General features: G+C 68.5%; 14 protein-coding genes. 10 read left to right on the forward strand and 4 right to left on the reverse strand.

Annotated elements, in window-relative coordinates:
- Positions 1–12 precede the first annotated feature (12 nt).
- The gene (locus ACLARN_RS22900; RefSeq protein WP_409493481.1) at positions 13–426 is read left to right on the forward strand and encodes a VOC family protein; all 414 of its coding nucleotides are present in this window, start codon (positions 13–15) and stop codon (positions 424–426) included.
- A 104-nt stretch (positions 427–530) separates the two neighbouring features.
- Here the strand turns inward: ACLARN_RS22900 and ACLARN_RS22905 are convergent, their stop codons facing one another.
- Both ACLARN_RS22905 and ACLARN_RS22910 read right to left on the reverse strand, forming a co-directional pair.
- Entirely contained in the window at positions 531–1442 is a 912-nt protein-coding gene (locus ACLARN_RS22905) for an SDR family NAD(P)-dependent oxidoreductase (protein WP_409493482.1), read from the reverse strand.
- Positions 1443–2021: a TetR/AcrR family transcriptional regulator gene (locus ACLARN_RS22910; RefSeq protein ID WP_409493483.1), complete on the reverse strand. Its 579-nt coding sequence runs from the start codon at positions 2019–2021 to the stop codon at positions 1443–1445. It lies immediately after the preceding gene.
- 190 nt (positions 2022–2211) lie between these two features.
- On the opposite strand from ACLARN_RS22910, the gene ACLARN_RS22915 reads away from it, so the two are divergent.
- The 6 genes from ACLARN_RS22915 to trmB all read left to right on the forward strand — a co-directional run bounded on the left by ACLARN_RS22915 (position 2212) and on the right by trmB (position 7174).
- Positions 2212–3150: an ABC transporter ATP-binding protein gene (locus ACLARN_RS22915; RefSeq protein WP_409493484.1), complete on the forward strand. Its 939-nt coding sequence runs from the start codon at positions 2212–2214 to the stop codon at positions 3148–3150.
- A 31-nt stretch (positions 3151–3181) separates the two neighbouring features.
- On the forward strand, positions 3182–3913 hold the full coding sequence (locus ACLARN_RS22920) for an ABC transporter permease (protein ID WP_409493485.1): 732 nt from the start codon (positions 3182–3184) through the stop codon (positions 3911–3913).
- A gap of 151 nt (positions 3914–4064) precedes the next feature.
- Positions 4065–4985: an ATP-binding cassette domain-containing protein gene (locus ACLARN_RS22925; protein ID WP_409493486.1), complete on the forward strand. Its 921-nt coding sequence runs from the start codon at positions 4065–4067 to the stop codon at positions 4983–4985.
- Positions 4982–5734, forward strand: a complete 753-nt coding sequence (locus ACLARN_RS22930) for a hypothetical protein (RefSeq protein WP_409493487.1) — start codon at positions 4982–4984, stop codon at positions 5732–5734. The genes ACLARN_RS22925 and ACLARN_RS22930 overlap by 4 nt, the downstream gene beginning before the upstream one ends.
- 196 nt (positions 5735–5930) lie before the next feature.
- Positions 5931–6446: a hypothetical protein gene (locus tag ACLARN_RS22935; protein WP_409493506.1), complete on the forward strand. Its 516-nt coding sequence runs from the start codon at positions 5931–5933 to the stop codon at positions 6444–6446.
- A 44-nt stretch (positions 6447–6490) separates the two neighbouring features.
- A complete protein-coding gene (gene trmB / locus ACLARN_RS22940; protein WP_409493507.1) occupies positions 6491–7174 on the forward strand; it encodes a tRNA (guanosine(46)-N7)-methyltransferase TrmB in 684 nt (227 codons plus the stop codon).
- Positions 7175–7389: 215 nt separating this feature from the next.
- Here the strand turns inward: trmB and ACLARN_RS22945 are convergent, their stop codons facing one another.
- Both ACLARN_RS22945 and ACLARN_RS22950 read right to left on the reverse strand, forming a co-directional pair.
- On the reverse strand, positions 7390–9636 hold the full coding sequence (locus ACLARN_RS22945; RefSeq protein WP_409493488.1) for an FtsX-like permease family protein: 2247 nt from the start codon (positions 9634–9636) through the stop codon (positions 7390–7392).
- Complete coding sequence (locus ACLARN_RS22950; RefSeq protein WP_409493489.1) at positions 9636–10358, reverse strand: ABC transporter ATP-binding protein; 723 nt, start codon at positions 10356–10358, stop codon at positions 9636–9638. Before ACLARN_RS22950 ends, ACLARN_RS22945 begins: the two co-directional genes overlap by 1 nt.
- 243 nt (positions 10359–10601) lie before the next feature.
- Here ACLARN_RS22950 and ACLARN_RS22955 point away from each other — a divergent pair, with 243 nt between their 5' ends.
- The 3 genes from ACLARN_RS22955 to ACLARN_RS22965 all read left to right on the forward strand — a co-directional run bounded on the left by ACLARN_RS22955 (position 10602) and on the right by ACLARN_RS22965 (position 14494).
- Positions 10602–12377: a sensor histidine kinase gene (locus tag ACLARN_RS22955; protein ID WP_409493490.1), complete on the forward strand. Its 1776-nt coding sequence runs from the start codon at positions 10602–10604 to the stop codon at positions 12375–12377.
- Positions 12374–13024 carry a response regulator gene (locus tag ACLARN_RS22960; RefSeq protein WP_076156686.1) on the forward strand — a complete coding sequence of 217 codons (651 nt, stop codon included), beginning with the start codon at positions 12374–12376 and terminating at the stop codon, positions 13022–13024. The genes ACLARN_RS22955 and ACLARN_RS22960 overlap by 4 nt, the downstream gene beginning before the upstream one ends.
- Positions 13025–13186: 162 nt before the next feature.
- Positions 13187–14494, forward strand: a complete 1308-nt coding sequence (locus ACLARN_RS22965) for an amidohydrolase family protein (RefSeq protein WP_409493491.1) — start codon at positions 13187–13189, stop codon at positions 14492–14494.
- The last annotated feature ends 158 nt before the right edge of the window (positions 14495–14652 follow it).

Genomic DNA, 14652 nt, shown 5'->3' on the forward strand with positions numbered 1-14652 from the left:
GAGGAGACGGAAATGCTGCGAGGACTCACCACCACCACGTTCTACGCCGACGACCTGACGGCCGCGATCGACTGGTACTCGGACCTCTTCGGGATCGAGCCGTACTTCGTCCGCGACGGTCACGACGAGAAGCCCGCCTACGCCGAATTCCGGATCGGCGACTACCAGCACGAGTTCGGCCTGGTCAGGGGCGACTACCAGCCGGCGTTGGCCCAGCCCGGCCCCGGCGGAGCCATCGCGAACTGGGCCGTCGACAACATCGAGGACGCCTTCGCGAAGCTGCTCGAGAAGGGCGCGAAGGAGTACGAGCCGATCACCACGCGCGGCCCCGGTTTCGTGACCGCGGCGGTGGTCGACCCGTTCGGCAACGTCCTCGGCGTCATGGTCAACCAGCACTACCTGGACGTACTGGCCGGGAAGAAATAGCCCGCGCCGAGCTGGCCGGTCTCGGGTGTCGCGAAAGCCACTTTCGGGACATCAGACGTCCTGAAAGTGGCTTTCGCGACACGGGACCGGGCCAGCACGGTGACTCAGCGGTACAGAGCGTGGTCCGCCGTCTCCGGATCCTTGCCCGCGTCCCTGACTTCGGCCATCCACTTGCCGAAGTCGGGGCGCGAGCCGTCGACGTCGGTCAGGCCGTACTCGTTCATCAGCGTCCACGACGCCAGCGTTTTGCCCGCGAACCGCGAGACCTCCGGGTCGGTCGCCAGTTTCGCGACGCCCCGTCCGAGCAGTGTCGGGGTTTCCGAGATGGCGAAGTCGACCGGCGCGGTCTTGCCCACCGCGTCCCGCCACGTCTCCTCGGTGACCTCGAAGTGATCGAGCATCGCCTCCGACCGCAGGAAACCCGGCGTGACGGTCATGCCGACGCAGCCGTACTTCTTCAGTTCCGCTCCCAGCGCCCTGCCGATCGCGCGGATGCCGGACTTCGCGAGGAAGTACGGGATCCCCGCGCCGACGTACTCGTCGTGGTCGCCGTCGGTGACCTCGATGACGAGACCGCCCTCGGCCTTCACGACGAGCGGGAGAAGCCGGTGCAGCGCGATCAGATGTGTGTCGATCGCGTTGTGCACGAGGGTGAGCGCGTCGTCGAGACTGGAGTCCCAGTACGCCCCCTCGAAGTGCGCGAACGGGTCACCGCCCCAGACGTCGTCGACGAGGACGTCGATTCGGCCATCCACTTCGGACTCGATCCGCGCCTTCAGCGCGTCCACATCGGACACCACGGTGAAGTCGGTCCGCACGGGGATGCCCCGCCCGCCCGCCGCGTCGACGAGTTCCGCGGTGTCCTCGATCGTCTCCGACCGCTTCATCGGTGATTGGTGCTCGCGTGTCGTGCGGCCGGTGACGAACACCGTCCAGCCGAGCCTGCCCAGTTCCACCGCGATCGCGCGGCCACAGCCCCGCGTCGCCCCCGTGACCACGGCCACTTTCCGGTCCATTCAGGACACTCCTTTCCACGCGGTCAGCACCGCGTCCACGTCTTGCCCCACCCTGTCGACGAACCGGCCCTTCGGCCGGATCGACCAGTCCAGCGCGGCTCCGTTCGCCACCCCCAGCAGCACCCGCGCCGCACGGACGACACCCGGCGCACCCGGCAGGTCACGCGCCGCGACCCGCACCAGCCGTCGCAATTCCGCTTCCACGGCGGTGAAATGCTCGCCGAGCAGGGCACGGAGTTCCGGATCCCCGATGTCCACTCCCAACTGCCCGAGGTGGTTCGCCGCCGTTTCCGCCGAACCCAAGCCCTCGTAGATCACGACGACCGCCGCCCGCAGTCCCTCCACGGAATCGGGAAGCTCGCCGCAGTCTCGCATCCTCCCTACGACCGACTGCGTGTTCAGCTTGCTCAACGCCTGCAACAGGCCGTTTTTGGAGCCGAACCGCTGGGCGACCGTGCCGACCGCGACGCCGGCCTCGGCCGCCACCTGGGCCAGCGTGAAACCCGGGCCGACCATGCCGATGACGGTTTCCGCCGCCTTCAGCAGTCGTTCGTCGGTGATGGTGCGGGGTCTCGCCACGCGGTTATTGAACCACGGTTCATTAACCCTGGCAATTCAGGGTCACACTCAGGGGTGTCACCGATCGCGTACGACGTCGGGAGACGGCAAGCTACTTCTCAGGTCGGGTACCAGGTTGGCACCTCAGGATGACGCGCTCGACCACCCACATGGACGACGATTGCTCTCGCAGTCGCCGAGGGGAGCAGACATGATCGAGGCAGTGGGCCTCACCAAGCGGTACGGCAAGACACTGGCGGTGAACAACCTTTCCTTCGCCGTCGAGGGCGGGAAGGTCACCGGATTCCTCGGCCCCAACGGGGCGGGCAAGTCGACGACCATGCGGATGATCCTCGGCCTCGACAACCCGACCTCGGGTCAGGTACGTATCGGGGGCAAGCTCTACCGCGAACTGAAGGACCCGCTGCGGACGGTCGGTGCGCTGCTGGACGCCAAGTGGGTGCACCCCAACCGGTCGGCGCGGGCGCATCTACAGTGGATGGCGAAGTCCAACAAGATCCCGGCCACCAGGGTCGAAGAAGTGCTCGAAACCGTCGGGCTCACCAGCGTCGCCGGAAAGCGCGCCGGTGGTTTCTCCCTTGGCATGTCGCAGCGACTGGGGATCGCGGCGGCCCTGCTCGGCGACCCGGAGGTCCTGCTCTTCGACGAGCCGGTCAACGGCCTCGACCCCGAGGGCATCCTCTGGATCCGGAAGTTCATGCACCGGCTCGCCGACGAAGGCCGCACGGTGTTCGTTTCCTCGCACCTGCTTTCGGAGATGGCGCTCACCGCGAGTCACCTGATCGTGATCGGCAAGGGACAGCTGATCTCCCAGTCCTCCACCGAAGACTTCGTGTCGCGGGCGGCGGAGAACACGGTCAAGGTCCGGTCGCCGCAACTGCCCGCGCTGCGCGCCGCGCTGACGCAGGCGAGCGCACAGGTCACCGACGTCGACAAGTCGCTCGTCGTGTCCGGTATGGACAGTGACAAGATCGGCGAGATCGCCGCGGCCAACCAGATCGTGCTGCACGAACTCAGCCCGCAGACCGGCTCCCTGGAGCAGGCCTTCATGCAGATCACCGGCGATTCGGTCGAGTACCACACCGGTCTCGAAGCCGAAGCCGCCGAAGTGGTCGCCGCCGCCCAGTAGCCACTCAAACTCTTTCGAGGAAAGAAAAGTCATGACTCTGCTCGCTGTGGAACGCATCAAGCTGTTCACCACACGCTCGCCATGGTGGTGCGCGCTGGCCGCACTCGCGGTCGTGATCGGTTTCGCCGCCATCGTCTCCGGCGCCGCACCCGCCGGTGAACTCACCGACGTCAGCCTGACCCAGTTCGGCTACGGCTTCGGCATGGCCGTGATCATGGTGCTCGCCGCGCTTTCGGTGACCACCGAATACCGCTTCAGCACCATCCGGACCACCTTCCAGGCCGTGCCGAACCGCACCGCGGCGCTGCTGGCCAAGACCGGCGTCGTCGCGACCCTGTCGCTCGTGGTCGGCGAGGTCGCCGCATTCGGCGCCTGGGGCCTCGCCTCGGTCATGCGGCCGGAAGACCTCGCACTGAACACCGCCGCGGAGTGGACCAGTGTCGCCGGGGTGGGCGTGGTGTTCGCACTCGCCTCGGTGATCGCGATCGCCGTCGGTATCCTGATCCGGCACAGCGCCGGGGCCATCTCACTCGTGCTGATCTACGCCCTCGCGGTGGAGAACCTGATCCAGCTCATCCCGAAGATCGGCAAGGACATCTACGAGTGGATGCCGTTCCGTGTCGCCGACAGGTTCCTCACCGCGTCGGGCCCCACCGCGACGGAAGCACCGTTGAGCCAGGCCGGATCGCTGGCCTACTTCGCCGGCTTCGCCGCGGTGCTGCTGGTCATCTCGCTGGTCGTCGCGAACAAGCGCGACGCGTAAGGACTTCCACAGGGGAGAAAGCCGGACGCCTCGCTCGGGGGAGCGAGACGTCCGGCCGGGGAGAAAAAGGGGAACAAGGACCGGGCCGCCTAATCGGGGGGCAGCCCGGTCCTTTCCCGCGTAATGTCGTAATCCACCGGAGGGAGGGCTGATGATCGAGGCCACCAAAGTCACGAAACGCTACGGCGAAAAAATCGCCGTCGACGACCTTTCCTTCACCGCCGAAACAGGGCGTGTGACGGGATTCCTCGGACCGAACGGGGCCGGGAAGTCCACCACGATGCGGATGACCCTCGGCCTCGACAACCCCACGTCGGGCTCGGTGACGATCGACGGCAAGGCCTACCGCGAACTGCATGATCCACTTCGGACGGTCGGCGCGATGCTCGACGCCACCTGGCGGCATCCCGGCCGCTCGGCCCGCGAGCACCTGCGGTGGGTGGCCGCGACCAACGGCCTGCCGGACAAACGCGTCGACGAGGTGCTCCGGCTGGTCGGGCTGGAGTCGGTCGCCCGCAAACGGGCCGGGCAGTTCTCGCTCGGCATGTCGCAGCGGCTCGGGATCGCGACGGCGTTGCTCGGCGACCCCCGGGTACTGCTGTTCGACGAACCGGTGAACGGGCTCGACCCCGAGGGCATCGTGTGGATCCGGCAGCTGATGCACGCGCTCGCCGCCGAGGGCCGCTCCGTGTTCGTGTCCAGCCACCTGCTGCCGGAGATGGCGCAGACCGCGCAGGACCTCGTCGTGATCGGCCGGGGGAAGCTGATCTACCAGGGCACGATGGAGGACTTCGTCGGCCGCGCGAAGGGCCTCGGCGTGCGGGTCCGCAGCCCGCACCTGCCCGAACTGCGGACGGCGCTGACCGAGAAGGGCACCGAATTCCGCGAGGAGGACGGCGCCCTCATCGTGTCCGAAATGGACAGCGACGACATCGGCGAGCTCGCCTTCGCCGCGGGCGCGACCCTCCACGAACTGAAGCCGCTCACCGGCTCGCTCGAACACGCGTACATGCAACTCACCGCCGAAGCCGTCGAATACGGCACCGGCCAGGTCCCGGAGGTCGCCCGATGACCGCGGCGAACATGCTCCGCGCGGAGCGGATCAAGCTGCTGAGCACACGCGCGCCGTGGTGGTGCGCGAGTATCGCGGTCGTGGTCGCGCTCGCCTACACCGCGTTGTTCTTCGGTTTCGTTCCGCTGGAGGGACAGACCGGCGTCGGTTCGACCCAGATCGCCAGTGCGCTCGGCCGCACCGTGGTGCTCATCCTCGCCATTCTCGCGGCGGCGACGGAGTTCAACTGGGGCACGATGAAACTCACCTTCCAGGCGGTGCCGTCCCGCGTGCCCGCCCTGCTGGCGAAGGGCGCCGTCGTCGGGGTGTTCTCGGGACTGATCGGGCTGCTGGTGGGCTTCGGCTCATGGGCTGTCGCGTACCTGATCAAACCGGCCTCCGACCTGGGGCTGGCCTCCGGCGCCGACTGGCGCGCGGTGGCAGGCCAGGGGCTGACCTTCCTGCTGACCGGGCTGCTCGGCGTCGGGCTCGGCCTGCTGTTCCGCAGCCCCGCGCTGGCCCTCGGGTTCGCGTTGGTCTGGACACAGTTGATCGAGGGCCTCGTCCTGCTGATTCCGCGCGTTGGCGACGACATCTACCAGTGGATGCCGTTCTTCGCGGCGAATCAGTTTTCCGGATCGGATCTGACGGTTTCGATGATGAAACTCGAACCCCCGATGGGCCCCTGGGGCTATTTGGCTTATTTCGCTGGTATCTGCGTGATTGTTTATGCGGCCGGACTGATGATCACCCACCGGCGGGACGCGTGAGCTTTTACCGCCTCCAAAGGAGTTAAGTCCACGTTAAGAGGCTGTGGCTTCCCTCACAGGAAGCGGACATACTGTTCCTGACCGGGCGATGCTCGGTACGAGCTTATTTCTCGGCTCTCGGCCCCGGAGGTGATCCTTGACGGTGGATTCCGGTCAGGGAGTAGAACGCACGATCCCGCAAGCCCGCACGGAAAGTATGCAGCCCCGGCTCGAGCCCATGCTCGACCTCGAATGGTCACAGGCGATCGAACTGCCCCGCACGGTGGCGTCCGCGACCCGGCCATCCGATATTCGCCGTGCCTGGGTGCATCGCGCGCCCGAAGATCTCGTTGTCGCGTTGTACCGCGCGTCCAGTGGAATGCACGGCGAAATCCCCGCGCCGTGGTGGCTTCGCGCCGTCGTGGAAGGCAGGCTCGAATCGCGGGAACTCGGTTTCCGCATCGAAGATCGCATCGCGGGCCTGCTCGGCAGACGTCCCGGCTGGGAATTCGTCCCGTGGGCCGCGGACGGAGAATCCGGTTACTGGGAGTTCATGCCTTCCGAACGCGGAGCGTCCGGGCATTCGATCCCGACCACGGTGCTGAACACCAGCCGCCACGACGGCTGGATCGACGTTCTCCCCGCCCATTCCAGCACGACGCCGCCGCCGATCTCGGTCGCCGGATTCGCCGGCCTGCGGTCACGGCTGGGGGAGTTCGAAGCGGTCCGGTAACCCCCACGTTTAATGGGTGGGTGGAAAACGAGGACCAGCCACGGATGCGCAGCGTGGTCAGCTATGTCAAACGCGGCGGCCGGATGACCGTCGGGCAGCAGCGAGCGTGGGACGAGCTCTGGCCGTCGCTCGGCCGCACGGTCGGCGAACTGCCCGAAGGTACGGTGGATTTCGGCGACTGGTTCGGCAGGCAGGCCCCGGTCATGGTGGAGATCGGGTCGGGCATGGGCGAGACCACGTCCCAGCTCGCGGCCGCCGCGCCGGAACTCAACTACGTCGCGGTCGAGGTCTACGAACCCGGGCTGGGCCAGCTGATGCTGCGCGCGGAGAAGCTCGGGGTGAAGAACCTGCGGCTGATGCACGGTGACGCCGTGGTGCTGCTGACTTCGCACGTCGAGCCGGGCTCGCTGGCCGGGGTCCGGCTGTTCTTCCCGGACCCGTGGCCGAAGAAGCGGCACCACAAGCGGCGGATCGTGCAGCCGGAGTTCGTCTCGCTGGTGGCGTCGCGGCTCGCGCCGGGTGGGACCTTCCACATGGCGACCGACTGGGAGAACTACGCGGAGCAGATGATGGAGGTCTGCTCCGCCGAGCCCCTCCTGCGCAACCGCCACGCCGACGAGCCCGGGGGCTGGGCGCCGCGCCCGGAGTGGCGCCCGGTCACCAAGTTCGAGAACCGCGCCGACGTCGAAGGCCGGATCTCGCACGACCTGATCTTCGAACGGGTCTGAACCGACGGAAAGGGCCGGTCAGGACGTCCCCACGTCCCTGACCGGCCCTTTCGTCACACCCCCGCACCTCGGGACGCCCCCTGCGCGTCCCCGGTGCCCGTTCATCCCTCCCCCGACAGAGGGACGACCGGACACCCGGCTCGTGGGTGGTTTCCAGCGACTCCACCCACGAGACCCGCGTGCCCTGATGGCATGACGCCATTCGGGCGAATCTTTTACTCGTCGGCGAGCGGCTCCGACTGCACCCGCTTGAGCGCCGGGGTCGAGACGGATGCCCCGAGCAACGCCACCCCGATTCCCAGCACCACGGGCGCCAGCAGCCACGGGCTCAGCACGACCGGGTCCTTCTCGACCATGCTGTAGAGCCCCACGCCGACTCCGATCCCGACCACACCCGCGCCGATGGTGGCCACCATCGCGGGCAGGGCCGCCTCCATCCGCAGCGCCCTCGCCAGCACCCGGACCGGGGTCCCGGCCGCGATGAGTGCCCCGAAGGTGCGACGGCGGTCCATCACCGAACCGGCGGTCGCCACGGCCGCACTGCACCCGGCGAGCACCCCGGCGGCGATCAGGCCGATCACGGTGACCCGGCGCAGGTCGGCCAGTTCCTGCTGCTGGCCGACCAGGTGCAGCCCACGGCTGCCGATCTCCTGGCCCGGTGCCGCCCCGACCAGCGCGGTCCGCACGACCTCGCCGTTCTCCGAGGTCGTCGGCACGACCACGTCGAGGCGCTCCGGCTTGACGTCCGCGGGCAACAGGGCCGGGTCGATGACGATCGTGCTGTAGGTGTCCTCTTCGGACTCGGGGAACGTATGCGCCGGGACGTTCCCGAGCTGCGTACCGGCCTTGTCGTAGTCCGTCGTCACGCGGTACGACGCCGGGTCGATCTTGGTGCTGCTGTAGATCGCGGGACCAGGCTGGCAGGAGCCGCCGATGTTCACCCGAAGCAGCTTCGTGGCGTCTTCGCAGGTCATCACGAAGGCCCGGTTCAGCGTCTGGGAGCGGGTCCCCACCTCGCCGGTGGACAGGTAGACCTGCCCGACCGCGACGGCCTTGTCGGCGATCCCGTTGCGGGCGAGGGAGGCGTTGGTCCCCTCCACGATCTGCTGCGAGTGGGTCGCGTCGGCCTCGGCGTAGAGGACGTTGTCCTTGAAGGTCCGCCCGCCGCCCGCCATCGACTCGAACGAGGGCAGCAGGGTGAGCGCCATCGAGCCGGTGAACACCGCGAGCACGACACCCGCCGTGGCCCGGTAGGCGCTCTTCGGGTCGTCACGGAGCCTTCGCCCGGCCAGCAGCGACGCCGGTTTGCGCCAGATGCGGACGAACGTGCCGCCCACCGCCGAGGTGACCCACGGTCCGATGATCGCGGCCGACGCGACCAGCAGGAACAGGCCGAACATCACCATCGGCAAGCTGGCGTCGTCCTGGGTGACCGCGAAGAGGAAGAAGGCACCCGACACGGGGACCGCGAGCAGACGCCACCAGTGCAGCGGCTTGCGAGCGTGCCCCGAGGCGGCGAACAGCGGCGTCTTCAGCACGCGGCGGATGCCGAGGACTCCGGCGAACACGACCAGCAGCGGGATCGCCACGGCGACCGCGATGGTCGAGCCGAGCGAAAGACTGAAGTCCGACGCGAGCCAGGTTCCGCCCGCCCAGGGGACGAACGTCGAGAGGCCCTGTAGCGCCGGTGCCACGAGGATGCCGAGCAAGGCGCCGACGACCGCGGACAACGCGGTCTCGGCGGCGACGATCTTCGTCACCTGCCCCGGGGTCGCGCCCGCCAGCCGCAGAGCCGCCATCCGCAGCTCACGCCGGGCCGCGGTGAGCCGGGCCGAAGACGCGACGAGCACCAGGCTCGGCACGAGCAGGACGATGACGCCGACCCACGCGAGCAGTTCGAGCATCGGATCGGGCTTGGCCTGCTTGTTGGGGAAGCCGTCCGCGGCCTGCGCCGACTCCGGCATCGACTCCGGGGTGTGGCCGACGACGGCGACCAGCTGCTCCGGATACATCAGCGAGTCCGGGCCGAGCGAGTCGACGAGTTTGCCGAACCGGTCCCCGAGCTGGGCCTGCGGCGTCGACTGGATCAGCTTCCCGAGCTCGGGCGAGACGATCGACTCGCCGGGGGCAGGCAGCTTCGGGATGCCCGGCGGCAGGCTGAGCATCGGCGAAGTGCCGGTCTGGGCGATGTCGACGCGGATGATCTCGCGGTCACCGGAGTAGTCCTTGTTCGCCGCCATCAGCAGCGGCGCCGGACGCTGGGCCTCCCCCGAAGTGGAGTAGTAGCTGTGGATGTCCTGCCAGATCGCCCGCTGCGAGCGGGCCTGCGTGGCACCCGGGAGGGAAGCCAGCAGGAGCACCAGACTGGTCGCGACGGCGACCCCGACCGCGGTGAGGATGGCCGACATGCGGGTCCGGCGGTCGACCCGGAGCACCCGCATGGCCAGCTGGAAGCTGTTCATCAGGCGGCCAACCTCGTCGCGATCAGGCCGTCGCGGATGGAGACGGTGCGCGGCATGGCTTCGGCGAGTTCACGGTCGTGGGTCACCACGATCACCGCGGCGCCGCTTTCGGCGGCGGCCGCGAGCAGCGCGTCCATGGTGGCGCGGCCGGTGCGGGTGTCGAGCGCGCCGGTCGGCTCGTCGGCGAAGATCACCTTCGGCCGGTGCGTCAGCGCCCGTGCGATCGCGACGCGCTGCGCCTCACCGCCGGAAAGCTCACCGGGGCGGCGCTTCTCCTTGCCCGCGAGGCCGAGCTTCGCCAGCCATTCGCGGCCGGCCTCGATGGATTCCTTGCGGCCCTTGCCACTCAGCAGCGACGGCAACGCGACGTTCTCCTCGGCGCTCAATTCGGCGACGAGCATCCCGGACTGGAACACGAAGCCGAACTCGGTGCGCCGCAGTTCGCTGCGCTTGCGCTCGTTGAGCTGGTCGACGCGCTGCCCGGCGAGGAAGATCTGCCCGGAGTCGGCGCGGAGAATCCCGGCGAGTACGTGCAGCAGGGAGGTCTTGCCGGAGCCGGAGGGCCCGACGATGGCGACCGCGTCACCCGCCTGGATGTCGATGTCGATCCCGGCCAGCGCGTACTGCGTGCCGTACCGCTTCACCAGCCCGCGGCCCGAAAGTACGGTGTTGTTATCGCGCCTTTCGTGATCGTGCTGCCAGGGCGCTGCTTCGGAATTCACGTTACCTCCCGCTAAAGGGCGCCCTGCCATCACGATCACGAGACCTGACGGTCGAAAGGGGCGCGACTTCAAGAGATCAAAAGACCTCGGTCAACTCAGCCGCGATCAGCTTCCCTTCGAACCGTGTCTGTCCACTTCGGGCAGACGGCCAGTGCTGATCACCTCCGCATCGGCCGATCGGCCGACCCGGGTCGGACCGGTCGGCCAAGGTGCGGACGGCGGCGGATCCTCTACCGTCACGGTGTGACAGCAGGTCCATCCCAGAACAAGTTCTACGCACGCGCGGGTTCGCTCGCGCGCCGCCTCGGCATGCCCACCGTCGTACTGCTGGCCGCGCTCGCGTTCGACCTGTTCTTCATCACCGACGCCGCGTTCGACGACACGGGCCCCCGCGGCATCGACCTACTGTTGTTCCCCGGCATCTTCGCGATGGTGTTCTGCGCGCTTTGGGCACAGAAACGGGCCGCCGTGGCCACTGTCGCGGCTTCGGTCGTGCTGGTGGCCTACACGCTGGTCGTCCGGTATTACGACATCCCGACCTACTCGAGCGTGCTCGCGCACTTGTCCATCACCGAGGTGGTGGCGGGAGTGGAGATCCTGTTCTACGCGGCGCGCCGGACGCGTCCTGGCGTCGCGGCCGCCGTGATCTCCGGTCTGGTGCTGGCCACCCTGACCGCGGTGTCCGGCCGCTACTACTACGGCGACAGCTCGAACGGCACCATGGCGCAGGCGATGCTGTTCGGCGGGATCCTGCTGGGTTGCACGCTGGTCTTCGCCATCCCCGGGCGCGACCGCACGGTGACCCCGAACCGTTACGAGAAGCTGCAGAAACTCAACAAGCTGGTGCTGGGCCAATGGCCGCTCATCGGCATGCTGGCCGTCGCGCTGATCCTGGAATTCAGCTTCACCTACACCAGCAGTGCGCACGGCCTGCCCATCCTGGTCTGTTCGATCGTCGCCGCGATCATCGCGGTCGCCGCGCCGCGCCGACCGGCCGACGCGATGGTCGCGCTCACCGCGGTCATGCTGCTTTCCGCGCTGGTGACGCCGTTCCTGCGCTTGAGGTACGACTACCCGACACCTGGCGGAGTGCCGGGAACGCAGGTCGTCGCGGGGATGGGCCTGGTCGTCACCCTGGTCCGCGCGGTCGGGCTGAGCAAGGCCGTGCCCCGGATCGCCGGACTGTCCGTGGTAGTCGCCCTGGCCTGCGTCCTCAACGCCAAACGGCCGACCCCCAACCTGACGACCGACCCGGACGACATCGCCGGTTTCGCCGTCATCGCGCTGCTACTGCTCGGCATCGCGGTGGCGGTCGGCCTGGCGCTGCGTTCGCGGGATTCGGAGCGCACTCAGGTCATCCAGTCGGCGATCAGCGACGCGCAGACGTCGGAGCGGATGGCGCTCGCGCGCGAACTGCACGACGTCGTCGCGCACCACGTCACCGGAATCGTCGTGCAGGCACAGGCGGCGAAGCTGATGGGCGAGAAGAACCCGCAGGTCGCGGTCGAGGCGATGGGCCGGATCGAGGACGCCGGGGTGGAGGCGCTCGCGGCGATGCGGCGGCTCGTGCGGAGCATGCGCGGCGACGCCCCGGCCGGGAGCAGCGAGTTCAGCGAGCAGGCCACCACCGATCTCGCCGCCGACCTGCGGACCCTGATCGAACGGTCGAACCACGGCGTGAAGACGTCGATGAAGCTCGAACTGCCGCCGAACGTGCCGCACGAGGTCGGGCGGTCGGCGTTGCGGCTGGTGCAGGAGTCGCTGACGAACGTCGGCAAGCACGCGTCCGGCGCGAAGGAGACGCTGGTCATCGCCGAGGTGTCCGGGTCGGAACTGCACCTCCAGGTGACCGATGACGGACGCGAGCCCCAGGGCCGTCCGGCCGGCGGGTCGGGCGGCTACGGTCTGATCGGGATGCGTGAACGTGTCGCCCTGCTGAACGGCCGGCTTTCCGCCGGGCGTGCGCCGGGCGGCGGGTGGCGTGTCGAAGCGTGGCTACCACTTGAAGGAGAAGAGTGATCCGGGTATTGATCGCCGACGACCAGGACATGGTGCGGATCGGCTTCCGGATGATCCTGGACAGCCACGACGACATCGAGGTGGTCGCCGACGTGGCGGACGGTGTCTCGGCGGTGGCGAAGGCGCGCGAACTGCGCCCGGACGTCTGTCTGCTGGACATCCGTATGCCCGGGATCGACGGGCTCGAAGTCACGAAGCAGCTGGCAGGGCCGGACGTCGCCGATCCGCTGAAGGTGGTGGTGGTCACGACCTTCGACCTCGACGAGTACGTGCACACCGCGCTGCGGAACGGCGCGAGCGGGTTTCTGTTGAAGGACGCCGGGCCCGCGCTGCTGATCGAGGCGGTGCGCGCGGCCGCACGCGGGGACGCGCTGGTCTCGCCGCAGATCACCGTCCGGCTGCTGAAGCATTTCGACGGCGGGACCGTGAAACGCGACGTCGTCCCGCCGTCGGAGCCGCTGACCGCGCGGGAGCTGGACGTGGTCAAGGCGGCCGCGAAAGGGCTGACGAACACCGAGATCGGGGCGGAGCTGTTCCTGTCGCTGTCGACGGTGAAAACGCATTTGGCGTCGGTGCAGGGCAAGGTGGGCGCGCGGAACCGGGTGGAGATCGCGGCCTGGGCGTGGCGGAGCGGTGTAGTGGACTGAGCGGCGCGAGGACCTTTGCTTTGAAGTCGCGCCTTTTGGCCGAAGGCCCCGGTATCTCGGCGGCAGGGCGCCCGATAAGGAGATAGTGCCGTTCACGCGCAGGCCGCGTCCTGGCGACGAGATAGCGGTCGGCGCGATAAATGGCACACGTAAGCTCCCTTCATGCAACGCCGTTTCCACGCTCCTGTCGTTCTCCCCGCCGACCCCGCCTGCTCGTTGCTGCGTGACGCCGTGGTCGACGTGGACGAGGCGGGGCGTATCACCCATGTCGGTCCCCTGTCCGGGGCTCCCGAAACGTCCGCTCCCGTGACCCGGTTGAGCGGTCTCCTCCTGCCAGGGCTGGTCAACGCGCACGCGCACAGCCCGATGACGCTGCTGCGCGGGATGGGCGGCGACCTGCCGCTGCTGCGGTGGCTGACCGAGATCATCTGGCCGACCGAGGCGAAGCTGAAGCCCGCCGACATCCGGACCGGCATGCTGCTGGGCTCGGTCGAGATGCTGCGGCACGGTGTCACGACCAGCGCGGAGATGTACTTCGAAAGCGAACAGCTCGCCGACGCGGTGCTCACCACCGGCGGCCGCGTGATCCTTGGCCCGCCGATCATGGAACTGCCGGGGATGGACTGGCGCGCGATGCTGAAGGGCATCGAACGCTGGATCGACACCGACGGTCTCCGGTTCGGCCCCGGCGAGCGGATCGAGGTCGGCTACGGGCCGCACTCGGCGTACATGCTGAACGTCGAAGCGCTGCGCGCGACCGCGGAATCGGCGGCCGAACGCGGCGCACTGGTGCAGATCCACGTGGCGGAGGCGGCGCTCGAAGACGTCAAGCAGCGCGAGGAGCACGGCTCGGTGCCCGCGCTGCTGGAGAAGGTCGGGATGCTGCGGGGCCGGACGCTGGCCGCGCACGCCATCCACCTGTCCGACGAGGACATCGCCCTGTTCGCCGCGCGCGGCGTCGGGATGGCGCACTGCCCCGGCTCGAACGCGAAGCTCGCTTCGGGCATCGCGCGGGTGACGGACCTTCGGAAGGCTGGCGTCGCCGTCGGGCTGGGCACGGACGGCCCGGCGTCGAACGACGACATCGACCTGTGGGAGGAGCTACAGCTCTCGGCGATGTTCGCGCGGCTCGCGACCGGCGAATCGACCGTGCTGACCGCCGCCGACGCCTTCCTGCTCGGCACTCGCGGCGGCGCGGACGCGCTGGGCCGGACCGACATCGGCGCGCTGGAAAACGGCCGGTGGGCGGACATGGTGCACGTCGACCTCGACGACCCGGCCTTCGCGGCAGGCGTCGACGTCCCGGACGAGCAGCTGCTCTCGAACCTCGTGTGGGCCGCGGGCTCGCGCCGGGTGCGCGACGTGTGGGTGGCGGGCGAGCAGGTCGTCGGCGACGGCGAATCCCTGCGCGTGGACCGCGCGAAGGTGCAGGCAGAAGTAGCCGAAACCTCGGCGAGGCTGCGCTCTTAACTCACCTACGCAGCCCCCCACCCGTCCCAGGGCAATGCCACTTACTTAGCAGCTGCCGGTCTGACTGTGATGGTGGTGTTGCTGATTGTAACGGGGTGTGGGGTAGCGTTCCGTTGTGGGTGTGACGCGTGATTTGCGGTCGATAGTCAGTGATCATG

The sequence above is a fragment of the Amycolatopsis sp. cmx-11-12 genome (assembly GCF_046269425.1).
In the GTDB taxonomy this organism is placed as follows: Bacteria; Actinomycetota; Actinomycetes; order Mycobacteriales; family Pseudonocardiaceae; genus Amycolatopsis.